This window comes from Actinomadura sp. NPDC048955 (genome assembly GCF_040649435.1).
In the GTDB taxonomy this organism is placed as follows: Bacteria; Actinomycetota; Actinomycetes; order Streptosporangiales; family Streptosporangiaceae; genus Spirillospora; species Spirillospora luteofluorescens.
Map to the genome: position 1 here is coordinate 170,079 of NZ_JBEZJI010000010.1, position 26,627 is coordinate 196,705.

Annotated in this window: 20 protein-coding genes; 16 read left to right on the plus strand and 4 right to left on the minus strand. The window is 73.0% G+C overall.

The window, feature by feature from the left end:
- Window positions 1-110: 110 nt before the first annotated feature.
- The 3 genes from AB0C84_RS13565 to AB0C84_RS13575 all read left to right on the plus strand — a co-directional run bounded on the left by AB0C84_RS13565 (window position 111) and on the right by AB0C84_RS13575 (window position 5,712).
- Window positions 111-1,100: a malate dehydrogenase gene (locus tag AB0C84_RS13565; RefSeq protein ID WP_361065077.1), complete on the plus strand. Its 990-nt coding sequence runs from the start codon at window positions 111-113 to the stop codon at window positions 1,098-1,100.
- Window positions 1,101-1,289: 189 nt separating this feature from the next.
- Window positions 1,290-3,065 carry an HSP90 family protein gene (locus AB0C84_RS13570; RefSeq protein WP_258944408.1) on the plus strand — a complete coding sequence of 592 codons (1,776 nt, stop codon included), beginning with the start codon at window positions 1,290-1,292 and terminating at the stop codon, window positions 3,063-3,065.
- A complete protein-coding gene (locus tag AB0C84_RS13575; protein ID WP_361065080.1) occupies window positions 3,052-5,712 on the plus strand; it encodes a hypothetical protein in 2,661 nt (886 codons plus the stop codon). The genes AB0C84_RS13570 and AB0C84_RS13575 overlap by 14 nt, the downstream gene beginning before the upstream one ends.
- On the opposite strand, the gene galK is transcribed toward AB0C84_RS13575, so the two are convergent.
- Together galK and galE are read right to left on the minus strand one after the other, a co-directional pair.
- Window positions 5,705-6,853: a galactokinase gene (gene galK, locus AB0C84_RS13580; protein ID WP_361065118.1), complete on the minus strand. Its 1,149-nt coding sequence runs from the start codon at window positions 6,851-6,853 to the stop codon at window positions 5,705-5,707. The genes AB0C84_RS13575 and galK overlap by 8 nt on opposite strands.
- On the minus strand, window positions 6,850-7,803 hold the full coding sequence (gene galE / locus AB0C84_RS13585) for a UDP-glucose 4-epimerase GalE (RefSeq protein ID WP_361065083.1): 954 nt from the start codon (window positions 7,801-7,803) through the stop codon (window positions 6,850-6,852). The genes galK and galE overlap by 4 nt, the downstream gene beginning before the upstream one ends.
- A 100-nt stretch (window positions 7,804-7,903) precedes the next feature.
- Between galE and AB0C84_RS13590 the strand changes: the two genes are divergently transcribed.
- The 4 genes from AB0C84_RS13590 to AB0C84_RS13605 all read left to right on the plus strand — a co-directional run bounded on the left by AB0C84_RS13590 (window position 7,904) and on the right by AB0C84_RS13605 (window position 11,883).
- Window positions 7,904-8,917 (plus strand): hemolysin family protein, encoded by a 1,014-nt coding sequence (locus AB0C84_RS13590; protein ID WP_361065086.1) that lies wholly within the window; start codon window positions 7,904-7,906, stop codon window positions 8,915-8,917.
- 18 nt (window positions 8,918-8,935) lie between these two features.
- A complete protein-coding gene (gene trpS / locus AB0C84_RS13595; RefSeq protein WP_179849636.1) occupies window positions 8,936-10,012 on the plus strand; it encodes a tryptophan--tRNA ligase in 1,077 nt (358 codons plus the stop codon).
- 82 nt (window positions 10,013-10,094) lie between these two features.
- Window positions 10,095-10,655 carry a 2'-5' RNA ligase family protein gene (locus AB0C84_RS13600; RefSeq protein WP_179846060.1) on the plus strand — a complete coding sequence of 187 codons (561 nt, stop codon included), beginning with the start codon at window positions 10,095-10,097 and terminating at the stop codon, window positions 10,653-10,655.
- A 94-nt stretch (window positions 10,656-10,749) separates the two neighbouring features.
- Complete coding sequence (locus tag AB0C84_RS13605; protein WP_361065090.1) at window positions 10,750-11,883, plus strand: YihY/virulence factor BrkB family protein; 1,134 nt, start codon at window positions 10,750-10,752, stop codon at window positions 11,881-11,883.
- Between the two features lie 31 nt (window positions 11,884-11,914).
- Here the strand turns inward: AB0C84_RS13605 and AB0C84_RS13610 are convergent, their stop codons facing one another.
- A complete protein-coding gene (locus AB0C84_RS13610) occupies window positions 11,915-12,367 on the minus strand; it encodes a nuclear transport factor 2 family protein (protein ID WP_258944404.1) in 453 nt (150 codons plus the stop codon).
- Window positions 12,368-12,508: 141 nt separating this feature from the next.
- A complete protein-coding gene (locus tag AB0C84_RS13615; RefSeq protein ID WP_361065093.1) occupies window positions 12,509-13,786 on the minus strand; it encodes a D-alanyl-D-alanine carboxypeptidase in 1,278 nt (425 codons plus the stop codon).
- Window positions 13,787-14,298: 512 nt separating this feature from the next.
- Here AB0C84_RS13615 and AB0C84_RS13620 point away from each other — a divergent pair.
- The 9 genes from AB0C84_RS13620 (at window position 14,299) to AB0C84_RS13660 (ending at window position 26,532) form a co-directional block, all read left to right on the plus strand.
- Window positions 14,299-15,465, plus strand: coding sequence for a glutamate--cysteine ligase (locus AB0C84_RS13620; RefSeq protein WP_179846063.1), 1,167 nt, complete (start codon window positions 14,299-14,301; stop codon window positions 15,463-15,465).
- Window positions 15,466-15,865: 400 nt separating this feature from the next.
- Complete coding sequence (locus AB0C84_RS13625) at window positions 15,866-17,110, plus strand: amidohydrolase (protein ID WP_361065121.1); 1,245 nt, start codon at window positions 15,866-15,868, stop codon at window positions 17,108-17,110.
- 311 nt (window positions 17,111-17,421) lie between these two features.
- A complete protein-coding gene (locus AB0C84_RS13630) occupies window positions 17,422-18,447 on the plus strand; it encodes a BMP family ABC transporter substrate-binding protein (protein WP_258944402.1) in 1,026 nt (341 codons plus the stop codon).
- Between the two features lie 101 nt (window positions 18,448-18,548).
- Window positions 18,549-20,087, plus strand: coding sequence for an ABC transporter ATP-binding protein (locus AB0C84_RS13635; protein WP_361065097.1), 1,539 nt, complete (start codon window positions 18,549-18,551; stop codon window positions 20,085-20,087).
- Entirely contained in the window at window positions 20,084-21,409 is a 1,326-nt protein-coding gene (locus tag AB0C84_RS13640; RefSeq protein ID WP_361065100.1) for an ABC transporter permease, read from the plus strand. The genes AB0C84_RS13635 and AB0C84_RS13640 overlap by 4 nt, the downstream gene beginning before the upstream one ends.
- Entirely contained in the window at window positions 21,406-22,764 is a 1,359-nt protein-coding gene (locus tag AB0C84_RS13645) for an ABC transporter permease (protein ID WP_258944399.1), read from the plus strand. The genes AB0C84_RS13640 and AB0C84_RS13645 overlap by 4 nt, the downstream gene beginning before the upstream one ends.
- Before the next feature lie 86 nt (window positions 22,765-22,850).
- Complete coding sequence (locus tag AB0C84_RS13650) at window positions 22,851-23,255, plus strand: cytidine deaminase (RefSeq protein WP_258944398.1); 405 nt, start codon at window positions 22,851-22,853, stop codon at window positions 23,253-23,255.
- A gap of 58 nt (window positions 23,256-23,313) precedes the next feature.
- Window positions 23,314-24,588: a thymidine phosphorylase gene (locus AB0C84_RS13655; protein ID WP_179846068.1), complete on the plus strand. Its 1,275-nt coding sequence runs from the start codon at window positions 23,314-23,316 to the stop codon at window positions 24,586-24,588.
- A 90-nt stretch (window positions 24,589-24,678) separates the two neighbouring features.
- A complete protein-coding gene (locus AB0C84_RS13660) occupies window positions 24,679-26,532 on the plus strand; it encodes a Xaa-Pro dipeptidyl-peptidase (protein ID WP_361065105.1) in 1,854 nt (617 codons plus the stop codon).
- The last annotated feature ends 95 nt before the right edge of the window (window positions 26,533-26,627 follow it).

Here is a 26,627-nt window from a genome sequence, read left to right on the forward strand (position 1 = left end):
GACGGCGAGAGAACCCGCGCCACGCAGGGCTGGCGGGCGGCCTCTCGGGCGGTCGGGTTCCCCAAGGATGGCCGCCTGAGCCCCGTCAGGTCACAGCAGGAGAAGGACGCATGACTCGCACCCCAGTCACCGTTACCGTTACCGGCGCCGCGGGCCAGATCGGCTACGCGCTGCTGTTCCGCATCGCGTCCGGGCACCTCCTCGGCGCGGACGTGCCCGTACGCCTGCGCCTGCTGGAGATCCCGCAGGCGGTCAAGGCCGCCGAGGGCACCGCGATGGAACTGGACGACTGCGCGTTCCCGCTGCTGTCCGGCATCGACATCTTCGACGACGCCGCGCGGGCGTTCGAGGGGACGAACGTCGCGCTGCTGGTCGGCGCCCGCCCGCGCACGAAGGGCATGGAGCGCGGCGACCTGCTGGAGGCCAACGGCGGCATCTTCAAGCCGCAGGGCGAGGCGATCAACGCCGGCGCGGCCGACGACGTCAGGATCCTGGTGGTCGGCAACCCGGCGAACACCAACGCGCTGATCGCGCAGCAGCACGCGCCGGACGTCCCGGCCGGGCGGTTCACCGCGATGACGCGCCTGGACCACAACCGCGCCCTCGCGCAGCTGGCCGCGAAGACGGGCGCCTCGGTCGCCGACATCCGGAAGATGACGATCTGGGGCAACCACTCCGCCACCCAGTACCCGGACCTGTTCCACGCCGAGATCGCCGGCAGGAACGCCGCCGAGACGGTGAACGACCAGAACTGGCTGGAGAACGACTTCATCCCGACCGTCGCCAAGCGCGGCGCCGCGATCATCGAGGCGCGGGGCGCGTCGTCGGCGGCGTCGGCCGCGTCCGCCGCGATCGACCACGTGCACACCTGGGTGAACGGCACCGCCGACGGCGACTGGACGTCCATGGCGGTCGTGTCGGACGGCTCCCACGGGGTGCCCGAGGGCCTGATCTCCTCCTTCCCGGTCACCACCCGGGACGGCGAGTGGGAGATCGTCCAGGGCCTGGAGATCGACGACTTCTCCCGCGCCCGGATCGACGCGTCCGTCGCGGAGCTGTCGGAGGAGCGCGAGGCCGTCCGCAAGCTCGGCCTCATCTGAGCCGCACCTGAGCCGCATCTGAGCGAGCCCTGAGCGGGCCTGCGTCACGAGCCCCGGACCGCGCCCCGGTCCGGGGCTCGTCCGCGTCCGGGCCCCGGCGGGCCACTGATCTGCGGACAAAAGATCTGAAGGCGTCGGTATCGGTCGCTAGGGTGTGATCGCTCGAAAAAGATCGGGGAGGGCGTGCCGGTGGCCGAACAGGCGTTCCAGGTGGACCTGCGGGGCGTGGTGGATCTGCTGAGCCGCCACCTCTACGCGAGTCCGCGTGTGTACCTGCGGGAACTGCTGCAGAACGCGGTGGACGCGATCACGGCGCGCGGGGCGGGCGGGCGCGTCGAGATCGAGACGGGCGGCGGCGTCCTGCGCGTCCACGACGACGGCGTCGGCCTGACCGAGGACGAGGTCCACACGCTGCTCGCGACGATCGGCCGGTCGTCCAAGCGGGACGAGCTCGGATTCGCGCGCCACGACTTCCTCGGCCAGTTCGGGATCGGGCTGCTGTCGGCGTTCCTCGTCGCGGACGAGATCGAGGTCGTGACGCGCTCCGCGCGCGGCGGCGGAGCCGTCCGGTGGACCGGCCGCTCCGAGGGCAGCTACCGGGTCGAGCCCGGCGAGCGGGACGAGCCGGGCACGACGGTGACGCTGCGGGCGCGGCCGGGCTCGGCGGAGCTGCTGAGCCCGCCGGTCGTCGCCGAGCTGGCCGCCACCTACGGGTCGCTCCTCCCGGTCGAGCTGGTCGTGGACGGCGTCGCCGTCACCGGCGGCGGGCCGCCGTGGCGGGCGTCCTACCGCGACCCCGCCGACCGCAGGCGGGCGCTGGAGCGGTACTGCGAGGAGGTCTGCGGGTTCACCCCGTTCGACGTCGTGGACCTCGACGTGCCGGAGGCCGGGCTGACGGGCGTCGCGTTCGTCCTGCCCGGGCCGGTGTCGCCGTCCGCGCGCGCCGCGCACCGCGTCTACCTGAAGCGGATGCTGCTGGCCGAGAGCGTCGAGGGACTCCTTCCCGACTGGGCGTTCTTCGCGCGCTGCGTCGTGGACGCGGGGGAGCTGCGGCCGACCGCGAGCCGCGAGGCCCTGTACGAGGACGAGCTGCTCGAATCGACGCGGCACGGCCTCGGCGAGGTGCTGCGGCAGTGGCTGGTGAAGCTCGCCGAGACCGATCCGGCGCGGCTGCGGGCGTTCCTGCGGCTGCACCAGCTCGGCGTCAAGGCGATGGCCCTGCACGACGACGACATGCTGCGGATCGTCGACCGGTGGCTGGAGTACGAGACGTCCTCCGGGCCGATGACCCTGCACGAGTTCCGCCGCCGCCACCCGGGCGGCCGGTTCACCTCGGACGTGGACGAGTTCCGGCGGCTCGCGGCGGTCGCGGGCGCCCAGGGCGTGGGCCTGGTCAACGGGGGCTACGTCCACGACACCGAGATCATCGAGCGGCTGCCGGACCTGGACCCCGACATCCGGCTCGCACGGCTGGACGCGGCGGAGCTGACCACCACGTTCGGCGTCGTCGACCCGGCGGCGGAGCTGGCGCTGCGGCCGTTCCTGGCGGCGGCGCAGAAGGCGGTGGAGCGGCTCGGCTGCGAGGTCGTCGTCCGCGACTTCGATCCCGCGTCGCTGCCCGCGCTGTACCTGACCAGCCGGGACGCGCAGTTCCGCGACGAGCTGGCCCGCGCGCGGGAGGAGGCGGGCGAGCTGTGGGCGGACGTGCTCGGCGCGGTCGGCGCCACCACCAGCGCCGACCGTCCCCAGCTGGTGCTGAACCACCGCAACCCGCTGGCGCGGCGCGTCACGTCCCTCGGTGACGGCGGACCGGTCGAGGCGGCCGTCCAGGCCCTCTACGGGCAGGCGCTGCTGCTCGGGCACCACCCGCTGCGTCCCGTCGACACGGCGGTCCTGAACCGCTCCTTCATCGGCCTGCTGGAGTGGGCCGTCCACTCCCCGGAGGGCCCTGATGAGCACGGATGACGTCTACGCGCTGATGGCGCGGTCGCAGGAGCTGCCCTACGGGGAGGCCCGCACCGTCCTGATCGAGGACGCGCTGCGCCGCGCGGAGGCGGCCGGTGACGAGGTGCTGGCGTTCCACGTGCGGGTGAGGCTGACCGACGCCTACCGGTACGGCGGCGAGCCCGTGAAGGCGTTCGCGACGTTCAGCCGCACGCTGGCCGACCACGACCGCGACCCCGTCCGGTTCGACGAGACGCACAGCCTGCTGTGGCAGATGAAGGCGGTGGTCAGCTCCCTGACCTCGTTCCCGCAGATCCCGCTGGACCGCGCCTACGCCGTCCTGGACGACATGGAGCGGCGTTACAAGGCGGGTGGGCACAGCCTCCAGGCGGTGTACCACTACCGCAACGTGGTGGCGCGGCACATCGGCGACGGTTCGGCGCACGAATGGTTCGTGAAGTGGCGCGCGGCCGAGCGGGACGAGCTGTCCGACTGCGAGGGCTGCGACCCGACCGGCATGGCCCGCCACCTCGTCGAGGCCGGACGGTACGAGGAGGCGTTCGAGATCGCCGCGCCCGTGCTGAGCGCGCGGCTGTCCTGCAACGAGCAGCCGCAGTCGATCCAGACGGCGCTGCTGCCGGTGTACCTGCGCACGGGCCGCCTGGAGGAGGCCGCCGGCGCGCACCGCCGCGCCTACCGGGTGCACCGGGCGCGCCTCGCCGACCTCGGTGACGTCGCCGAGCACCTGGAGTTCTGCGCGGCGACGGGCAACGGGGCGCGCGGGCTGGAGATCCTGCAGCGGCACCTCGGCTGGCTGGACCGGGCCCCGAGCGCGCACGCCGACATGGAGTTCTCCGCCGCGGCGGCCCTGCTGCTGCGGGTGGTGGAAGAGGCGGGCCACGGCGCGGCGACCGTCCGCCGCCCGGCGGGGGACGACCGTCCGGCGGCGGACGTGCCCCTGCCCGAACTCCGCGCCGAGCTGGCCGAGCGCGCGACGGAGCTGGCGGCCCGGTTCGACGCCCGCAACGGCACGTCCCACCAGGGCGACGAGGTGCGCGGCACGCTGGAGGCCGAGCCGGTCGTCGAGTTCCTGCCGCTGGCCGCCCACCACCGCCGCCCCGCGCCCGCCCCGCGGACCCCCTCCGCCGCCGCCCCGGCCGCCGCGGACGACCTCGCGTCCGTGGACGATCTCGGCGAGCTGCTCGACCTGGTCGAGCGGCGCCGCCAGGACGGCGACCTGCCCGGCATGCTGGCCGCCTTCCGGCGGTTCGACGCCGTCGCCGAGACCACCGAGCCGACGCCCTTCCAGAAGGCCCGCCGCCTCGACGGCCGCGGCGTCGAACTCGCCGTCGAGGGCGACGGGCAGGGCGCCGCGCGCTGCTGGGAGGAGGCGTCCCTGCTCTACGCGGAGCTGGGCGACGAGACCCGCCGGCACCGCGCGCTCGGCCGCCTCGGCGCGATGCGCGTCGACCTCGGCGACGAGGGCGGCATGGAGCAGCTGAACGCGTCCGCCGAGCACTTCTCCGCGCATCCCGGGGAGGACGGAGACGTCACGGCCGCGCTGCTCCGCCTCGCCACCGCGCATCTCTCCCTGGACCGTCCGGACGAGGCCCTCGCCGCGCTGGACCGGGCCGACACCGGCGACGCGCCCGACCGCGCCGGCGAGCTGTGGTTCCTGCGGGGGCAGGCGCTCCTGCGGACCGGCGACACCGGCGGCGCGGTGGCGGCGCTGCGCCGCTCCGCCGACGAGGCGCGCGCCTCCGGCGAGCCGGAGACCGTCGCCTCGCCCGGCCTCCTCCTCGCCCGCACCCTGGCCCGCCAGGAGAGCGGTCCGGACGAGGAGGTGTTCGCCCTGCTCGACGAGGTGATCGCCGTGCTGCCCCCGTCGCCGATGCGCGCGGCGGCGCACTGCGACCGCGGCCTGGCGCTCCTCGCCGCCGACCGGGCCGCGGACGCCGTCGCCGACCTCGCCGAGGCCATCGCGGCCTGGACGGCGGAGGGCATGCACGAGCAGGCCGTCCACCTGCGCGTGGACCTCGCCGCCGCGTACCTGGCCGCGGGCCGCCACCTGGAGGCCGCCGAGACCGCCGAGGAGGCGCTGCCCGGCCTGGACGACGACGCCGCCCGGCGCTGCCGCCTGATCCTCGCGCACGCGCAGAAGGAGATGGGCGAGGAGGACGCCGCCGCGACGTTCGCCGCCCTCGCCGGGGACGCCGCGCGGGACGGCCGGCACGACGCCGTCGCGCACTTCCTGGAGGAGGCCGGGGGCGTCCTGACCGCCCTCGACAGGGACGCCCAGGCCGCGGCCCGGTTCGCCGAGGCGGCCGAGGCCGGCGAGAAGGCGGGCGACCCCTACGCGGTGGTCCGCACCCGCCGCCGCGCCGCGATGTGCCTGCTGTGGAGCGGCGAGGCCGACGAGGCCGTCGCCGCCATGGACGCGGCCCGCGCGGCCCTGGCCGGGCTGCCCCCGGACAACGAGCCCGCCCGCGTCTGGGAGACCGCCCTCGTCTCCTACGACCAGGCCCGCGTCCTCGGCCAGGTCGGCCGCCTCCCCGAGGCCGCCGCCCACGCCGCGGCCGCCGCGGACGGCTTCAGCACCCTGGACGAGACCGACGCGGCCGAGGAGGCCGCCCGCCTCCACAAGGACCTCAAGGCGGCCCTCAACTGACGCGGTGGGCGCCCTCGGAGGGGGGCGCCTCAAGGAACTCCGGGGGCGTCCAGTCGCGCCTGGCGTAGGCGGCCGTGATCGCGTCCCGCACCGTGGCGGCGCGGGCGGCCGGGGTGAGGACGATGGCGGAGCCGCCGAAGCCGCCGCCCACCATGCGGCCGCCCCGGGCGCCCGCGCGCACCGCGGCGTCGACGGTGGCGTCGGCCTCGGGCCAGGAGACCTCGAACTGGTCGCGCAGTGACAGGTGCGAGGCGTTCAGCATGGCGCCGAGCTCGGGGAGGGCGCCGGCGCGCAGCAGCCCGACGGCGGCCTCGACGCGGTGGTTCTCGGTGACGACGTGCTGGACGCGGCGGCGCAGGACGGGGTCGCGCAGCGCCGCGAGGGCGGCGGCGAGGTCCTTCACGTCCCGCAGGGCGCTCACGCCGAGGAGGGACGCGGCCTCCTCGCACTCCGCGCGGCGGCGCCCGTAGTCCCCGCCCGTCAGGGCGTGCGAGGCCCGCGTGTCGACCACCAGCAGGACCATGCCCGAGGCCGCCGGGTCGAACGGGACCTGCGACGACAGCCCGCTGCGGCAGTCGAGCATCAGCGCGCGGCCGGGCGCGCACAGCAGGGACGCCGACTGGTCCATCAGGCCGCACGGCATGCCGACCTGCTCGTTCTCGGCGCGCTGCGCCAGCCGGGCCAGCGCGGGGCGGTCGATCTCCACGCCGTACAGGTCGCACAGCGCCAGCGCCGTCGCGCACTCCAGGGCGGCGGACGAGGACAGGCCCGCGCCCTGCGGGAGGTCGGAGTCGATCAGCAGGGACGCGCCGCCCGTGCCATGCTCGCGCAGCACGCGCGCGACGCCGACCGGATACGCGGCCCACTCCCGGTCGGCGGGCCAGTTCTCGGAGGCGACCGTCCCGCCGTCCACGGGCGCGGTGACGGCGGTGGCGGCCTGCAGCGAGCGGACCTCCACCACCCCGTCGTCGCGGCGGGCGGCGGCGACCGAGACGCCGAGCGGGAGCGCGAACGGCAGCACGAAGCCGTCGTTGTAGTCGGTGTGCTCGCCGATCAGGTTGACCCGGCCGGGCGCGTGCCACACGCCCTCCGGGGCCCGCCCGAACGCCTCGGCGAAGCCCTCGCTGAGCGCGCCGGTCATCGGGAGCGCAGGAAGGTCCACGCGTCGCCGACCATGGCGCGCAGGTCGCGCTCGGGCTTCCAGCCGAGCCGCGCCTGGATCTTCTCCGAGGAGGCGACCAGCACGGCCGGGTCGCCGGCGCGGCGCGGCGCCACCTCGGCGGGGATGTCGCGGCCGGTGACCTCGCGGCAGACCTCGACGACCTCGCGGACGGAGTTGCCGGTGCCGCTGCCCAGGTTGAAGATCTCGTGGCGGCCGGGCTCGCAGGCGTCCAGCGCGAGCAGGTGGGCGCGGCCGAGGTCGGTCACGTGGATGTAGTCGCGGACGCAGGTGCCGTCCGGCGTCGGGTAGTCGTCGCCGAACATCTTCACGGCGTCGCCGCCGCCCTGCGCGATCCTCAGCACGTTCGGGATCAGGTGCGTCTCGACCGTGTGCCGCTCGCCGTGCCGCCCGTGCGCGCCGGCCACGTTGAAGTACCGCAGCGACACCCCGCCGATGCCGTGCAGCCGCGCGTACTCGGCGAGGGCCGTGTCGATCGCCAGCTTGGACGCCCCGTAGGGGTTGGTCGGACGGGTCGGGTCGGTCTCCAGGATCGGCGTCGACTCCGGCTCGCCGTAGGTCGCGGCGGTCGAGGAGAACACGATCCGGGGCACGCCCGCGACGCGCATCGCCTCCAGCAGGGCGAGGGACTCGCCGAGGTTCTTGTCCCAGTACAGGCCGGGCTTCTCGACGGACTCGCCGACGAGCGACCGGGCCGCGAAGTGCAGCACGGCGCCGAACCCGCCGCCGCCGAGCACCTCCGCCGCCGCGTCGCGCAGCGTGCCGCGCACCAGCCGGGCGCCCTCGGGCACCGCGTCCGCGTGCCCGGTGGACAGGTCGTCCAGCACGACGACCTCGTGCCCCGCCTCCACCAGCAGAGCGGAGACGACGCTGCCGACGTAGCCGGCGCCTCCGGTGACGAGCAGCTTCACTGACGTACCTCCACGACGAGACTCTGGGACGGCGGGGGCGCGTCCAGGCTAGGGGGTCCGCCCAGGCTATCCGGAACGCCGAACGGGGAAGGCTGAACCCATGGACCGGACGCCGTCCCGCCCGCCGGCGGGACCGGCGGGCGCGCTCGCCCGCCCCCTGGTGTGGCTGCTGTCGAGCTCGACCCACCTCGTCGTGCGGCTGTCGGGCGGCGACCCGGGCGCGCTGCGCGAGGAGATCACCGCCGAGCGGATGCGAGCGCTGGTCGCGCAGAACACGCAGCTCACCCCGGACGAGCGGGCACTGATCGGGGAGGTGTTCGCGGCGGGGGAGCGGCCGCTGCGCGAGGTCCTCGTCCCGCGCACCGAGGTGGAGTTCCTGGACGCCGCGCTCCCGCTGGCCGCCGCCGCGCGGATCGCCGCGGGCAGCCCGCACTCGCGCTTCCCCGTCTGCCGCGACTCCCACGACGAGGTGGTCGGCTTCGTGCACATCCGCGACCTGCTGGCGCCCGCCCCGCCGGACGCGCCCGCCCGCGGCGGCGGCGCGGTGGGCGATCTGGTGCGTCCGGTGAAGTTCCTGCCGTCCTCGAAGCGGGTGCTGCCGGCGCTGTCGGAGATGCGCCGCGAGGGCTGCCACCTGGCGATCGTCATGGACGAGTACGGCGGCGTCGCCGGGATCGTCACGCTGGAGGACCTCCTGGAGGAGCTCATCGGCGACATCCGCGACGAATATGATGTCCAGGACGCGCAGGCACGGCGCCTGCACGGCGGGGTGGTCGAGGTCGACGGCCTGCTCAACCTGGACGACTTCGCCGCCGAGACCGGCATCCGGCTGCCGGACGGGCCGTACGAGACGGTCGCCGGGCACATCATGGCGGCGCTGCGCCGCGTGCCCGCCGAGGGCGACTCGGTGGAGGCCGGCGGACGCCGGCTCGCGGTGGCCCGGATGGAGGGCCGGCGGGTGGCCCGCGTGCGCGTCATGCCGCGGGCGTCGCCGCAGGCCGCACCGGTGCCGCCCGGCACGCCGTCCGCGACCCCGCGGGCGGCGATCGGCGACGCCGCCGCCGGCCCCGGCACCCGGCAGGCCACCGGCGGCGAAGCCTCGAGCGACACCTGAGAGAATCGGTCCGTGCACATGCCCGAAGCGCCCAGCCCCGAAGCGTCCGCCGGAACGGCCGCGGCACCGCCGCGCGTGCTGTCTGGCATCCAGCCCACCGCCGACTCGTTCCACCTCGGCAACTACCTGGGGGCGCTCCGGCAGTGGGTCTCGATGCAGGACACCCATGACGCCTTCTACTGCGTGGTGGACCTGCACGCGATCACCGTCGAGCACGACCCCGCGCTGCTGCGCCGCCGGACCAAGGTCGCCGTCGCCCAGCTCCTCGCGATGGGCCTGGACCCCGAGCGCGCCACGGTGTTCGTGCAGAGCCACGTCCCCGAGCACGCCGAGCTGGCCTGGGTGCTCGGCTGCCTCACCGGCTTCGGCGAGGCCCAGCGGATGACCCAGTTCAAGGACAAGTCGTCCAAGCAGGGCACGGGCGGGACGACCGTCGGGCTGTTCACCTACCCGGTCCTGCAGGCCGCCGACATCCTGCTCTACTCGCCCGACCCCACCACCGAGGCCGGCCGGGCGATACGCGTCCCGGTCGGCGAGGACCAGCGGCAGCACCTGGAGCTGACCCGCACCCTCGCGCAGCGGTTCAACCACCGGTTCGGCGACACGTTCGTGCTGCCGGACGCGCACATCCCCGAGGGCGCCGCGAAGATCACCGACCTCCAGGAGCCGGAGGCCAAGATGAGCAAGTCGGCCTCCTCGCCGCAGGGGATCATCGACGTGCTGGAGGAGCCCGCACCGATGCGCAAGAAGATCATGCGCGCGGTCACCGACACCGGTTCCGAGGTCGTCTACGACGAGGAGAAGAAGGCCGGCGTCACCAACCTCCTGCGGATCTTCTCCGCGCTGGAGGGCACCTCCGTCCCCGACCTCGAGAGCCGGTACGCGGGCTCGGGGTACGGGCAGTTCAAGAAGGACCTCGCGCAGGTCGTCCTCGACACGTTCACGCCGATCAGGGAGCGCACCCTCACGCTGCTGGAGGACGAGGAGCGGCTCGACCGGGTGCTCGCCCTCGGCGCCGAGCGCGCTTCCAGGGTCGCCACCGCGACGATGGAGACGGTGCGCCAACGGGTGGGATTCGTGGGACGTGGTCGCTGACGGCCCCGCTCCCGACGCAGCGGAGGGCCCTCGGAAGGCGCCCTCCGCCGCCGGGGGCGCGACCCCTGGCGAGGGCGGCGGCGTGCGCACGATCGGCGTCGCCATCCCCATTCCCGACCCGTACGGCGCGTTCCTGCAGGCCCGGCGCGCCTCGTTCGGCGACCCGCTCGCCCACGCGATCCCGACGCACATCACGCTGCTGCCCCCGACCGAGGTCCCCGAGCCCGAGATCGACGCCATCGAGGCGCATCTGCGCGGCGTCGCGAGCACCGAGACCCCGTTCCCGATCAGGCTGCGCGGCAGCGGAACGTTCCGGCCGGTGTCGCCGGTCGTCTTCGTGGCCCTCGCCGAGGGGATCGGCGGCTGCGAGCGGGTCCAGGCGAAGGTGCTGACGGGTCCGCTGGCCCGCCCGCTGCCGTTCCCGTACCACCCGCACGTCACCATCGCCCACCACCTCCCCGAGAGCGTCATGGACCAGGCGTTCAAGGAGCTCGCCGGCTACAGCGCCGACTTCGAGGCGTGGGGCTTCTCCCTGTACGAGCACGGGCAGGACGGCGTGTGGCGCCCGCAGTGCGACTTCATCTTCGGGGACGGCGCGGTGCCCTCGCCGGGCGGCAACCGCGGCGGGCCCGCGCCCCGATGAACGGATCCGGGGTGAGCGGCGCCACAAGACGCTGCGTTGACCGGATGATTACCGTCTGCGGCATCGAGTGACGCGCGTTGGGTACGTTGCGTGCATGCGGCAGGTGATCGGCGGGGTCCAACGGCGGAGCGAGTCCCTGTTCGGCGACGGGAAGGCGCTGCTGCAACGTTCCCGGGAGCGGTCCCGGTGGTTCGACCACCAGGCGCGCGCGTTCGAGCGGTACCAGGAACGCCGCGGCGACCGGCTCGCGGCCGCCCTCACCAGCTACGCGTTCCTGTCGTTCTTCCCGCTGATGGCGCTGGCGTACGCGCTGCTCGGCTACCTCGTCGGGGTCAGCGACGAGGCCCGCGCCTACTTCGTCCGGGCGATCAACTCGCAGCTGCCGGGGCTCGCCGGCCAGCTCGACGTCGAGCAGATCGCCCAGTCCAAGACCGCCGTCGGCGTCCTCGGGCTGGTCGCGCTGCTGTTCACCGGGATCGGCTGGGTGCAGGTCCTGCGCGAGTCCCTGCGCGACATCTGGGGCAACGAGCCCGGCGGCGGCGGCAACTTCTTCCTGAAGCGGCTCTGGGACGCGTCCGTGCTGGCGTTCCTCGGCCTGATCCTGATCTGCGGCATGGCGGTCACGACGGTCGCGACCTCCGCCACCCACACCGTCCTCGGCTGGCTCGGCCTGGAGGACGTCCCCGGCGCCGGGACCGGGCTGCGGCTGCTGTCCCTCGCCTGCGCGATCTTCTTCGACACCGTGGTCTTCCTGGCCCTGTTCACCCGGCTGTCGGGCACCCGGGCGCCCTGGCGCCGGATCATCCGGGGCGCGCTGTTCGGCGCGGTCGGCTTCGAGATCCTCAAGCAGATCGCGGCGTTCCTGATCGGGCGGACGACGCAGAACCCCGTCTACGGCACGTTCGCGGTGCTGGTCGGGCTGATGGTGTGGATCAACATAGCGACCCGGTTCGCCCTGTTCGTCGCCGCCTGGACGGCGACCCGCCGCGTCGTGCTCACCGCGGACGCCGCCAACCCGGAGAACAGCGCCGACCGCGCGGAGGTCGAGGCGCTGCAGGAGCGGGCCGGCGAGAAGCCCGGCCGCCACGAGAAGCCGTCCTCGGGCGAGGACCCGCCCGAGGACGAGGCCCCGGATCGCCGGAGCGGGCCGGGCCGCCACGAGAGGCCGGCCGGGACCGGCGACGCGGTCAAGGACGGGAAGCCGCTGGAAACCGGGAAACCGGCCTGACCCCGAAGCCGGCCGAGCCGGGGAGGGCCGCTCAGGACCAGAAGGCGTCGTCGGCGTACTGGTCTTCGGCCAGCGTCCGGATCTCGGTGATCTTCCCGTCGCGGATGCGGAACAGGTCGACGGCGCGGGCGTCCAGGATCCGGCCGGCGCGCTCGGCGTAGGTCTGCACGAGGGCCGCGCCGTGCTCGTCGTTGGCCATGACCGAGTAGGGCTCGGTGTGGAACGTCCCGCCGGACAGCTCGAACAGCCGGACGTAGAAGCCCAGGACCTCCTCGGGCGTCCGGTACTCGCCGCAGACGGGCCCGCGCCCGGGGACGCGGTGGACGACGTCGTCGGCGAGCAGCCCGCGGATGAGGCCCATGTCGCCCTTGGCGAAGGCCGTGTAGCCGTCCTTCAGCAGCGTGACGTTCGGATGCTCGTACGCCGCCGGCGGCTCGGGTGCGAGGGCGGGTGCGCCGGGCATGGGGACGTACAAGTCGGACATGGCGCATTTCCTCCCCGCGGCGCCGTTCCGCCGTCCCCCGGCGGTGACGCGATCACCGGCGCCACCGCGAGCGTAAGCCCGCCGGAGGCGGGGGTGCCAGGCTCGTGGGAAGGGGTGGACGAAGCTTTACCGGCCCGCGCTCTACCGGCCGGCGCGGTAGCGGGCCGCCTCCAGGCGCCGCCTGCGGCGCAGCACCACGAACAGCGCCGTGATCGCGAGCAGGGCGCCCACCGCGCCGCCGCCGACGAGCAGCCACATGCGGGACGAGTCGTCGGAGGCGAGCGGCGCGTCGGGCAGCACGCCCGAGCGGCCGTCCTTGCGGGTCTGCTCGATGTCGCCGGGCGGCACGAGCGAGCCCACCGGCGCGACCTTGCCGCGGGCGGCGAAGCCCCAGTTCAGCAGCTTGGCCGCGTACGCCGACGGCGGCATGTCCGCGCGCATCAGCGAGATCACGATCGTGTGCCCGCCGCGGCGCGCCTGGGCGACGAACGTCTGCTGGGCGGCGATCGTGTAGCCGTTCTTGCCGCCGAGCATCCCGGGGTAGGCCAGCCGCTCGCCCGGGAGCATGTGGTTGTGCGTGTGGATCGGGTACCCGCCGACCTTCCTGCCCTTCTTGCGCTCCTTCTTCGTCGGGGGCGCCGGGAACTGGAAGTCGATCGCCTGCATGTAGGCGCGGTACTCGGGGTTCTTCATCCCCTCGCGCAGGATGAGCGCGAGGTCGTAGGCCGAGGTGTGCTGCGTCCGGACGTTCAGCCCGAGGTCCTTGTCCAGGCCGTTCGGCGACCCGGCGAGCGTGTCGCGCGCGTTGATCCGCCTGGCCTCGGCGTTCATGTCGGCGAGGGTCGTGCGCATCCCGCCGTCGGCCTCGGCCAGCGTCACCGCCGCGTCGTTGGCCGACATCATCAGCAGCGCGTGGAACAGGTCGGAGACCTTGTACTGCATCTTCGGGGTCAGCCCGACCTTGGTGCCCTCGGTGTCGCACGCCTTCTGGGACGGCCGGACGAGCCGGTTCGGGTCCAGCTTGGGAACGAGCGTCAGCGCGGTGAGGGTCTTGAGCGTGCTGGCGGGCAGGTAGTGCCCGTGCGGGTCCTTGGCGGCCAGGACCTGGCCGGTGTCGGCGTCCGCGATCAGGTACGAGGCCGCCTTGATCTTCGGCGGGGCCGGGACGCCCGGGGCGGTGCCCGCGACGACGCCGCGGCTCGCGAGCTGGGGCCCGCCCACGGTCTGCCCGGACGGCGGCGGCGCGCTGGGCGACGCCTCGAAGCGCACTCCCGCGCCGGAAGGGCCCGCGGCGCGGGCGGCGCCGGCCGGGGCGGCGGCGAACGCGGGGGCGGCCGCGAGCGAGGCGGCCGTGACCGGCAGGGTGATCAACGTCAGGGCGCGGCGGACGCCGGCCGGCCCTCGTCGCTGTCGTGGCAAGCTCCCGACGCTCCTCAATCCCGTGGGAGCGCGATCGCTCCCGGCGCGCAGGCGCCCAACGCCCATGACTCCCCCCGAAGACTAGGCGACCTATCCGGCGAAGAGGTACCCGATCGCGAATCCGGCATGCGCGGGACGGAGGCGACGGACGTGACGCACGGAGCACCGGTCATATCACGGTACGTATGGGGCGGGGCCGATCGGTTACCATCCGTCATGGACGGGATTTTGAGACGGGCTGACGGTATTTTGGACAGACTGACTAGTTCGATCTAGTGGTGCGCAGGCCGAGATCGATGACCGAAAAGTAGGACGTCCGCCCGCGTTCCGACGGCTCGCATGAGTCAATTGATCCGCAAAGGGCATGGACGCCCGGCAGGGGGCGGGCACGGACGCCATCATGGAACGAACACGTGACCTGGACCGGCGTTTGTCCAGGCTTAGGGACCCGCTGGCTGAATTGCGCCACGTGCCACGCAACGACCTGCAAGGATTGTGGACGGAGGTTGGCCGTGGCCATTGACTTCAACGCATCGCACGGGTCGACGCTGGGCGTCGAGTGGGAGATCCAGCTCGTCGATGCGGAGACCAGGCACCTGCGGCAGGACGCACGCGAGGTGCTCGCCGCCCTGCCTTCGCTCAGCGAGGACGGTGACAACCCCCGCGTCCGCCACGAGCTGATGGAGTCGACCATCGAGGTGGTGACCGGGATCAGCGACACCGTCGGCGAGGCCAAGGCCGACCTGTCCGGCACCCTCACCGCCCTGCGCACCGCGGCCGCCGACCGCGGCCTCGCCCTGGCCTGTACGGGCACCCACCCGATCAGCGACTGGCGGGAGGCGGTGATGGCGCCCATGGGGCGCTACGCCCAGCTGATCGAGGAGATGCAGTGGCTGGCCCGGCGCATCCAGACGTTCGGCGTTCACGTCCACGTCGGCATCTCCGACGCCGCCAAGGTGATCCCGATCGTCAACGCGCTCTCGTCCTACCTTCCGCACTTCCTCGCGCTCACCGCGTCCAGCCCGTTCTGGAGCGGCAGCGACACCGGCCTCGCGTCCTGCCGGGCGGTCGTGTTCGGCCAGATGCCCACGGCCGGACCGCCCCACTTGCTAGACGACTGGGCGGCCTTCGAGGATTACATGGACACGCTGATGCGTTCGGGAACCATAAGGAGCATCAAGGAGGTCTGGTGGGACATCCGGCCGCATCCTGACTTCGGCACCGTCGAGATCAGGATGTTCGACGGGATTCCCACCCTGCGTGAGGTGGGGATGGCCGCCGCGCTGTGCCAGAGCCTCGTCACGCTGTTCGAGCAGCAGCTGGACCGCGGGTACACGCTGCCGCGGCCGGCCGCCTGGGTGGTCCGCGACAACAAGTGGCGCGCCACGAGGTACGGTCTCGACGCCATCGTCATCACCGACGACACGGGGAACACCGCTCCGCTCCGCGACGACCTGTACGAGCTGATCAGGGAGCTGGAGCCGGTCGCCGACCGGCTCGGCTGCGCCGAGGAGCTCAAGGTCGCCGGCGAGGTGCTGGAGCACGGCGCCCCGTACGAGCGCCAGCGCGCAATCCGCGCCGGCGGCGGGACGCTGGAGAACATCGTCGACGCGGCGGTCACCGAGCTCGCGGAGGACAGGTTCGTCACACTGGGGGAGGTCGCACATGCCGGAGCCTGAGCAACCGGACCGCGCCGGGAACCCCGCGAACACCGAACCCGCGAGCACCGAACCCGCGAGCAGACCCGAGAACGACACGTCGTACGAGAACGATTCCGAGAACCTCACCGCTTCCACCAACGAGAACATCACCCGGCGGGCGCCGTTCGGCACCGCCATCGCGCAGGGGGCGCACATGACACATCCGGGACCCGGGGTGATGCCCGGCCTTGAACCACCCGCCGCCCCGGGACTTGAGGGTCCCGAGGGCCGGGAGGACCGGGGGGCCGCCTCCGGCCCCGCCGGAGCGAACCCGATGGCGCCCGGCGGGCCCGTCCCGGGCGACGCCGAGCGCGCCGCGCCGCGGCGGGACGCCTCCGCCGCGGCGGCCGGAGCCCCGGTCGTGGCCGGGATCCCGGCGGTGCTCGGCGGCGCCGTGCTGCAACCGCAGCTCGACGCGTTCCTCGCCGCGCACGAGACGGAGCTGATCGCGTTCCGCCGCGACCTGCACATGCACCCCGAGCTCGGCTACGCCGAGCACCGCACGACCCGCAGGCTCGCCGAGCGGCTCCGCGCGGCCGGGCTGGAGCCGGTGATCCTGCCGAAGGGCACCGGGCTGTTCTGCGACATCGGCCCCGCCGACGGCACCACCGTGGCGCTGCGGGCCGACATCGACGCGCTCCCGCTGCAGGACGAGAAGGAGGGCGTCGCCTACCGGTCGACCGTCCCCGGCGTCGCGCACGCGTGCGGCCACGACGTGCACACCGCGATGGTGCTGGGCGCGGGCCTGTTCCTGGCCCAGCAGGCGGAGGCGGGGCTGCTGCCCGGCCGCGTCCGGCTTCTGTTCCAGCCGGCCGAGGAGACGCCCGGCGGCGCGCTGGACGTCATGGCCGCCGGCGGCATCGCGGGCGTCGACCGCGCGTTCGCGCTGCACTGCGACCCCCGCATCGAGGTCGGCCAGCTCGGGCTGCGCACCGGCCCGATCACCGCGGCCTGCGACAAGGTCTACGTGAAGGTCACCGGGCCCGGCGGGCACACCGCCCGGCCGCACCTGACCGCCGACCTGGTCTACGCCCTCGCCAAGATCGTCACCGAGCTGCCGTCCGCGCTGTCGCGGCGCGTCGACCCGCGCTCCAGCCTGTCGCTGGTGTGGGGGCGCGTGTCGGCCGGGTCCGTCGCCAACGCCATCCCCGACGACGGGATCGCCGAGGGCACCGTCCGCTGCCTGGACGACGAGGCGTGGCACCGGGCGCCGGAGATGATGAAGGCGCTGCTGCAGTCGGTCGCCGCCGCCTACGACGTGGAGGCGTCGCTGGAGTACGTCCGGGGCGTCCCGCCGACCGTGAACGAGGCGGCCAGCGTGCAGATGTTCCGCGACGCCGCCGCCCAGGTCATGGACGAGGACGGCGTCGTGCCGACCCCGCAGAGCCTCGGCGGCGAGGACTTCGGCTGGTACCTGGAGTCGATCCCGGGCGCCCTCGCCCGGCTCGGCGTCCGCACTCCCGGCGCGCCCGGCGAGTACGACCTGCACCGGGGCGACTTCGACGTCGACGAGCGGTGCATCGCCGTCGGCACGAAGGTGCTGAGCGCCACCGCGCTGACCGCGCTGTGGGACGGCGGCCGTCCCGGCGACGCCGAAGCGATCGAGGGCGCCGCACTGGCCTAGCCGTGTTTCCACGAGACGGGCTCCGGCCTCCGCCCGCCGGCCGGGTCTGATCACCTGGAGTGATCGCCCGGCCGGACGTCGCGCACGAGGGCTCACGTGCCGGTCAGCGCGGTCCATGGCCGCGCTGACCTGTGGCGATATGCCTACGCATTGGTAACGGACCTGTTGCGAAACCGTGCAAGCGGGAAGTTTGCCCTCATTAGCGAGGTAGCGTCCCAACGATTTCGGTGACCGGATCGGTCACCGGACCGTGGGTGGGGAACGGAAGGAGCGCTACCTTGCGCCGTGGACTGAAGATTACGCTCGTCACCATGACGGGTGCGGCGCTGACGCTCAGCGCTTCCGCGTGCGGTGGCAAGAAGGCCGACAGCGGTGACGGCGGCGGCGACGGCAAGAAGACCCTCAAGATCGGTCTGGCCTTCGACATCGGCGGCCGCGGTGACCAGTCCTTCAACGACTCGGCCGCCGCGGGCCTCGACAAGGCCAAGAAGGACCTGGACGTCAAGACCGAGGAGATCTCCGCCAAGCCGGACGAGCCCGACTCCGACAAGGAGTCGCGCCTGCGGCTGCTGGCCAACAAGGGCTACAACCCGGTCATCGGCGTCGGCTTCGCCTACACGGCCTCGATCAACAAGGTCGCCAAGGACTTCCCGAACACCAAGTTCCTCGTCGTCGACGCCGACCAGTGCAAGGTCGAGGGCGCGAACGTCAGCGGCGCCTGCTTCTCCGAGGAGCAGGGCTCCTACCTGGTCGGCGCCGCGGCCGCGCTGAAGTCCAAGACCGGCACGATCGGGTTCATCGGCGGCGTCAACGTCCCGCTGATCAACAAGTTCTTCGCCGGGTACCAGGCGGGCGCGAAGAAGGCCAAGCCGGGCATCAAGGTGCTGCCCGCCAAGTACCTGACGCAGCCCCCAAACTTCAACGGCTTCAAGGACGCCGGCCTCGGCAACGAGGCGGCCAAGGGCCAGCTCGACGAGAACGCCGACGTGATCTACCACGCGGCGGGCGGCGCGGGCATCGGCGTCATCAAGACCGTCGGCGCGGCCAAGAAGTGGGCGATCGGCGTCGACTCCGACCAGTACAACCAGCCCGCGGTCGCCGGGGTGAAGGCCCAGATCCTGACGTCCATGGAGAAGCACGTGGACGTCGCGGTCTACGACTTCGTCGAGAGCGTCGCCAAGGGCACCTTCAAGGCCGGCACCACGCAGTACAACCTGAGCAACGACGGCATCGGGTACGCCACCTCCGGTGGCAACGTCGACGACATCAAGGCCAAGCTGGACGAGCTGAAGGCCGACATCGTCAGCGGCAAGATCACCGTTCCGACCAAGGCCTGACGCCGGGGCCGGGGCACGGGGCGCCACCGCGCGGTGGCGCCCCGTGCGGCACGTCTCCCGGTCCGCGTCCTCTCACGTTCTAGGCAGGAGGAGGGGCACCCGTGCCTGACCAGGTGCCGGCCGTGCGGCTGACATCGATCACCAAGCGGTTCCCCGGAGTGGTGGCCAACCGCGACATCAACCTCACCATCGAGCGCGGCGAGGTGCACGCGCTCTGCGGTGAGAACGGCGCCGGCAAGTCCACGCTGATGAAGATCCTGTACGGGATGCAGCGGCCGGACGAGGGCTCCGTCGAGGTCGACGGCGAGCAGGTCTCCTTCCGGACGCCGGCCGACGCGATCGCCCGCGGTGTCGGCATGGTGCACCAGCACTTCAAGCTGGCCGACAACCTCACCGTCCTGGAGAACGTGATCCTCGGCGCGGAGCCCCGCGCGAAGGGCCGGAGGCGCGGCCGCGTCGACTTCGACGCCGCCCGCGCCAAGATCAAGGAGATGTCGCAGGCGTACGGGCTGCGCGTCGACCCCGACGTGCTGGTCGAGACGCTCGGCGTCGGCGAGCGGCAGCGCGTGGAGATCCTCAAGGTCCTCTACCGCGGCGCCCGCGTGCTCATCCTGGACGAGCCGACCGCGGTGCTCGTCCCGCAGGAGGTCGAGGAGCTGTTCGGCAACCTGCGCGAGCTGCGCGCCGAGGGCCTGACCGTGCTGTTCATCTCCCACAAGCTGGACGAGGTGCTGACCGTCGCCGACACGATCTCGGTGATCCGGCGGGGCACGACGGTCGCGACCCGGCTCGACCCGCGGGAGGTGACGTCCCGGCGGCTGGCCGAGCTGATGGTCGGGTCCGAGCTGCCCACCCCGGAGCTGCGCGAGTCGACCGTGACCGAGGACGTCCAGCTGGACGTGGCCGGGCTCACCGTGCTGACCTCCGAGGGCCGTCCCGTGGTGGACGGGGTGTCGCTGCGGATCCGCCGCGGCGAGATCGTCGGGCTGGCCGGGGTCGAGGGCAACGGGCAGAGCGAGCTCATCGAAGCGATCATGGGGATCCGCGGCGCCGACGCCGGGACCATCGGCTACGGCGGCGAGGACATCACCTCGTGGGCGACGCGGCGGCGCCGCGAGGCCGGCATCGCCTACATTCCCGAGGACCGGCACCGGCACGGGCTCATCCTGGAGGGGACCCTCTGGGAGAACCGCATGCTGGGCCACCAGACCCGGCGCCCGAACGTGCGGGGCCCGTGGATCGACCGGCGCGGCGCCCGCCGCGACACCACCCGGATCGTCCAGGCCTACGACGTGCGCACGCCGGGGATCGACGTGCCCGCCGCCGCGCTGTCGGGCGGCAACCAGCAGAAGCTCATCGTCGGGCGGGAGATGTCCGGCGACCCGCGGCTGCTGATCGCGGCGCATCCGACGCGCGGCATCGACGTCGGCGCCCAGGCCGCGATCTGGGAGTACCTGCGGCAGGCCCGCGCGGACGGGCTGGCCGTGCTGCTGATCAGCGCCGATCTTGAGGAACTCATCGGTATGTCCGACACCCTGCACGTGATCCTGCGGGGACGGCTGGTCGCGGAGGTCGATCCGCGGACCGTCACCCCCGAGGAGCTCGGCTCCGCCATGACCGGCGCCGGAGCGCCCGCATGAGCGACGAGCGCAAGGACCTGAACCCGGCGGGCGAGGAGCCCGCGGGCGGCGAGCCGGACGGGGCGGCGCCGCCGGCCGGCGTCCCCGCCCCGCGCCCGGGGGACGCGCCCGAGGCCGGGCCGGAGCCCGCGAAGGCGTCCGGCCCGGTAGAGCCGGAGACGGTGCCGTCGTGGAAGGCGATGCTGCGGGGCCTCGGTCCGCGCGGCCTCGGTCTGAAGATCGGCGCGCCGGTGCTGGCGCTGCTGATCTCCCTCGGCATCACGATGATCCTGCTGCGGATCACCGGCGCCGACCCGGTCAGCTCGATCCAGAGCATGATCGATTACGGCACCACCGAGAACTCGATCGTCGACATCATCAACCGCGCCGCCCGCTACTACCTGTCGGCCGTGGCCGTGGCGATCGGGTTCCGGATGGCGCTGCTGAACATCGGCGTGGACGGCCAGTACCGGATGGCCGCGTTCCTCGCCGCCGCGCTCGGCGGCGCGCTGGCGCTGCCCGCCCCGTTCGGCCAGATGCTGACGATCATCGCGGCGATGGTGGTCGGCGGGCTGTGGGCGGCGATCGCGGGAGTGCTGAAGGTGACCCGCGGGGTCAGCGAGGTGCTGTCCACGATCATGCTGAACGCGATCGCGACCGGGCTGATCGCCTACCTGCTGAACGACAAGCGGCTCGCCGAGGTCCGGCCGGGCAGCAACAACGTCGCGACGCCGCAGATCCCCGAGTCGGGACGGGTCGGCGGCCTGAACGGCCTCCTGTCCTCGATCGGCATCGACCTGCCCGGCGACGTGTACGGGCTGCTGCCGCTGGCGATCCTGGTCGGCGTCGTGTTCTGGGTCGTCATCAACCACACGAGGTTCGGGTTCGACCTGAAGGTGTCGGGGCTGTCGCCGTCGGCGGCGCAGGCCAGCGGGGTCAACGCCCGCCGCATGATCGTCTACACGATGATCGCGTCCGGTGTGGTGGCGGGCCTGATCGGCATGCCGGAGCTGCTCGGCGCGTCCTACGCGTACTCGCTGAACTTCCCGGCCGGGCTCGGCTTCACCGGCATCACGGTCGCGCTGCTCGGCCGCAACCATCCGGCCGGCATCGCGCTCGCCGCGCTGCTGTTCGCGTTCCTCGACCAGACCTCCGACGTCCTGCAGGAGGTCGACGTTCCGAAGGAGATCGTCGGGGTCATGCAGGGCGTGGTCGTGCTGACCGTCGTCATCGTGTACGAGCTCGTCCGGCGCTGGGAGATCCGGCTGCAGCAGCGGGCCGTCGCCGCCGAGCTGGCCACCGGCCACGACCTGGCCCGCGAGGCCGCTGGGAGTGCCTCATGAGCACCGCGACCGAGACGGCCACCGCCGGGAAGGCCGTGAACGGCAAGCGCCGGCTGCGCTGGCCGCACTACCTGCTCATCGCGTCCGGCCTGCTGGTGCTGCTGTCGCTGGTCCGGGTGATCGACGACGCCGACCCGGTGACCTCCAGCGGGACGGTCAGCGCCGCGCTGCGCCTCGCCGTGCCGATCTTCCTGGCCGGGCTCGGCGGGCTGTGGTCCGAGCGGTCCGGTGTGATCAACATCGGCCTCGAGGGCATGATGATCCTCGGCACCTGGACGGGCGCGTGGGCCGGCTACCAGTGGGGCCCGTGGATCGGCGTCCTCGCCGGGATCATCGGCGGCGTGCTCGGCGGGCTGCTGCACGCCATCGCCACCGTGTCGTTCGGCGTCGACCACATCGTGTCCGGCGTCGCGATCAACATCCTCGGCCTGGGACTCACGCAGTTCCTCGCCGGTCTGATCTTCGACAAGGGGGAGGCGAAGGCGCTCGGCGGCGGCCCCCGGCAGTCGCCGCCCGTCGACCCGATCCAGACGCTGACGCTGCCGGTGCTGTCCGGCGGCAAGCTCGGCGGCTGGCAGAGCCCCGACTGGCTCGGCTCGCTGGAGAAGCACCACTGGTTCCTGGTGTCGGACCTCGCGGGCATCGTGCGCGGCCTGACCAGCGACATGTCGCTGCTGACGCTCGTGGCGCTGCTGCTCCTCCCGGCCAGTTTCTTCGTGCTGTGGCGCACGGCGTTCGGGCTGCGCATCCGCTCGTGCGGTGAGGACCCGTACGCGGCCGAGTCTCTCGGCGTGCAGGTCTACCGGATGAAGTACGCGGCCACCATGATCTCGGGCGGTTTCGCCGGCCTGGCGGGCGCGTTCCTCGTCACCGTCGCCGCGCCGATCTACCAGGACGGCCAGACCAACGGCCGCGGGTTCATCGGCCTCGCCGCGATGATCTTCGGCAACTGGCGTCCGGGAGGCCTCGCCGCCGGCTCGCTGCTGTTCGGCTACACCGACGCGATGAACGTGCGCGGCGGCGGCGAGTCGGTGCACGCGCTCCTGCTGTTCGTGGCCATCCTGCTGATCGGCGTGGCCGTCTGGCAGGGCGTCCGCGCGAACCGGCTGCTCCCGCAGGCGGCGCTGGACGTGGCGCACCGCCGCGACATGCGGGCCGCCGTCGTCGGCTCCGTGCTGTCCCTGGTCGCGGCCGCCGCGCTCCTCGCGTGGTTCCTGCTGAGCGACATCGTCCCGGGCGAGCTGGTCTCCTTCACCCCGCATCTGACGACGCTCCTCGTCCTGGCCCTGGCCAGCCAACGCCTCCGCATGCCCGCCGCCAACGGGCTCCGGTACCGGCGGGGTGAGGCACGCTGACCGGCGGCCGGAGCGAAGCGGAGGACGCCGGTCAGCCGCCTTTGTCGGGGGGTTTGGGGGGGCGTCCCCCCAGAAAGGTAGGTCCCATGGATATTGACTGGGCTGCTTTGCGTGTTGCGGCGCGGGAGGCGATGGGGCGTGCTTACTGTCCGTACTCCGGGTTTCCGGTCGGGGCCGCCGCGCTGGTGGACGACGGCCGGGTGATCACCGGGTGCAACGTGGAGAACGCCTCGTACGGCGTCGGCCTGTGCGCGGAGTGCGCCGTCGTCTCGGCGTTGCACGGGCCGGGGAAGTCGGAGCGGCCCAGGCTGGTCGCCATGGCGGTGGTGGACCGGCACGGGAACCCGCTGATGCCGTGCGGGCGCTGCCGGCAGTTGCTGTGGGAGCACGGCGGCGCCCCGATGCTGCTGGAGACGACGCGTGGCATCCTGCCCATGTCGGACGTCCTGCCGGACGCGTTCGGTCCCGACGATCTCGTGGACCGGGCCTGACCGACTCGTTCCGGCCGGCGCACTCCGACCGGCCCGGCTTCACCCCTGAGAGGATTTCGTGGACGCCACCGATGTCATCCGCGCCAAGCGCGACGGCGGGACGCTGACCCCCGAGCAGATCGACTGGGCGGTCGACGCCTACACGCGGGGCGTGATCGCCGAAGAGCAGATGTCGGCGCTGGCGATGGCGATCCTGCTGAACGGCATGTCGCGGGCCGAGGTGGCCCGGTGGACCGAGGCGATGATCCGGTCCGGCGAGCGGATGGACTGGTCGGGGCTGGACCGTCCGACCACCGACAAGCACTCCACCGGGGGCGTCGGCGACAAGATCACCCTGCCGCTGGCGCCGCTGGTGGCGGCGTGCGGCGCGGCCGTCCCGCAGCTGTCGGGACGCGGCCTCGGGCACACCGGCGGGACGCTCGACAAGCTGGAGTCGATCCCGGGCTGGCGGGCGTCGCTGTCGAACACCGAGATGCTGGACGTGCTGCGCGCGGCGGGCGCCGTCATCTGCGCGGCGGGCAGCGGTCTCGCGCCCGCCGACCGCAAGCTCTACGCGCTGCGCGACGTGACCGGCACGGTGGAGTCGATCCCGCTGATCGCCTCCTCGATCATGTCGAAGAAGATCGCCGAGGGCACGGGCGCGCTGGTGCTGGACGTCAAGGTCGGTTCGGGCGCGTTCATGAAGACGGTGGACACGGCCCGGGAGCTGGCCGAGACGATGGTCGCGATCGGCGGCGACCACGGGCTGCGCACGGTCGCGCTGCTGACCGCGATGGACCGTCCGCTCGGCAACGCGGTCGGCAACGCCGTGGAGGTGGCCGAGTCGGTGGAGGTGCTCGCCGGGGGCGGTCCGTCCGACGTGGTCGAGCTGACCCTGACGCTGGCGCGGGAGATGCTCGCGGCCGCCGGGGTCTCCGGGAAGGACCCGGCCGACGCGCTGAAGGACGGCTCCGCCATGGACGCCTGGCGCCGCATGATCATCGAGCAGGGCGGCGATCCGGACGCGCCGCTGCCGGCCGCCCGCGAGACCCATGTGGTCACCGCCCCGTCCTCGGGCGTGCTGACCAGGCTGGACGCCTACGGGGTGGGTGTCGCGGCCTGGCGTCTCGGCGCTGGCCGGGCCCGCAAGGAGGACCCGGTCTCGTTCGGCGCGGGCGTCATCTGCCACGCCAAGCCGGGCGACACGGTCGAGGCGGGACGGCCGCTGCTGACGCTGCACGCCGACGACGAGGCCAGGTTCGGCCGCGCGCTGGAGGCCCTGGACGGCGCCTTCGACGTCGAGGCAGGCGGCACCGTGTCCGCGCACCCCCTGGTCATCGACCGGATCGCGTGAACCGGCCGATTTGTAAATAATCACCGTTGACGGGCGTTGTGTCCGCTCTGGAAGCTGATCAGGTTTCTCTCAGCAGCCAAGGAGCGGACGTTGCGACTCACACTCCTGCCCGTCGCGGCGCTCGCGGGCACGGTCGGCCTCGTGGCCGGCACGGTGCCCGCGTTCGCCGACGCGGGACGTCCTCACATCGTGGTGAAGGACGGCAAGACGCAGCCCACGTTCTCGTTCAAGGACGCCATCCGCGAGAAGGTGTTCGTCGAGACGAACGTGGACAGCGACAGTGACGGCAAACGCGACCGCGTCTCCGTCTACATCACCCGTCCCAAGGAGACGACCGGCGGCCTCAAGGTCGCCTCGATCCTTGAGGGCAGCCCCTACTACGCCGGCCTCCAGGATCCGCCGTACCACCCGGCCGACGTCACCGACTACCCGCGCCTCGCGCCGTGGACGCCGCCGCCCGGCCCGCCCGCTCCGACGAGCTACTCGCGCGTCTACTACGACAACTACTTCGTCTCGCGCGGCTACGCCGTCCTCGCGGCCGACACCCTCGGCACGGGCGACTCCGACGGATGCCCGACCGCCGTCGGCCCGAACGAGGCGCAGGGCATGAAGTCGGTCATCCAGTGGCTCACCGGCAAGGCGACCGCCTACGACGCCCAGGGCAACAAGATCAGCGCGGGCTGGTCGACCGGGAACGTCGCGATGGCCGGCAAGTCCTACGACGGCACGCTGCCCCTGGCGGCCGCCGCGACGGGGGTGTCCGGCCTCAAGACGGTCGTGTCCATCTCCGGCGTCTCCAACTGGTACGACGAGTACCGCGCCAACGGCGGCGTGGTCGCGCCGGACGGCTGGGAGGGCGAGGACCTCGACCTGCACGCCAAGGCCGTGCTGTCCCGGCGCGACCCCGCGGTCTGCGCGCCCGTCATGCACGACCTCGAAAAGAAGATGGACCGGGTCACCGGCGACTACAACCGGACCTGGGACGAGCGGAACTTCGCCAAGTCCGCGCCCCACTTCAAGGCCAGCGTCTTCATGACCAGCGGCCTCGCCGACTGGAACGTCAAGCCGATCCAGATGTCCCTACTGTGGGACGGGCTGAAGAAGGCCGGCGTCGACCGCAAGCTCTGGATCCACCAGGCGGCGCACGACGAGCCGCTGGACGTCCGCCAGAGCGTGTGGCTCGAATCCCTGAACCTGTGGTTCGCGCATGAGCTCTACGGCGTCCGCAACGACATCATGCGCCAGCCCAAGGTCGACCTGGAGCGCACCCCCGGCAAGTGGGAGACGCACAAGGACTGGCCGGAGGCCTCGGCGCGTCCCGTGCCGCTCGGCCTGTCGGCCAAGGGCCTCGGCGGGCGCGGCCACGGCACCCAGCAGCTGGTGGACGACCCGTCCCGCAAGGCCGAGGAACTGGCCGCGAACCCGGACGCGGCGGACCCGAACCGCCTGGTCTACCTCACGCCGAAGCTGACCAGGGCCACCAGGCTCAGCGGCACGGCGCGGATCAAGTTGCGCGCCTCCGTGGACGGCCGCTCGCCGTACCTGTCGGCCGTCCTGGTCGACTACGGCTCCGACGAGCGCGTCTCCGGCTTCGTCCCGACGTCCGGCAGGTGGTGCTACGGCGACTCGATCCCCGGTGACGAGGGCTGCCGCACCGTCCGCGAGTACACGACCGCCGTCACCCCGTTCAAGATCGTGACGCGCGGCTGGACGGACGTCCGCAACCGCGAGTCGATCTGGCGCAGCACCCCGGTGAAGCCCGGCAAGGACTACACGTTCAGCTGGCCCATGCAGCCGTACGACTACGTCTTCAAGCCCGGTCACCGGATCGGCCTCATGGTGCTGGCCACCGACCACGCCTACACGCTCCGCTACCCGGCGGGCACGAAGGTCAAGGTCGACCTGGACAACAGCAGCCTGACCCTGCCCCTCACCAAGGGCTGACCCGTCGAAGGGCGTGCGGCCCCGACCCCCCGGGGGCCGGGGGCGCGCCCCCCCGCCGCGGCCCCCCCCCCCCCCCCGGAGGGGTGTAAGACCCC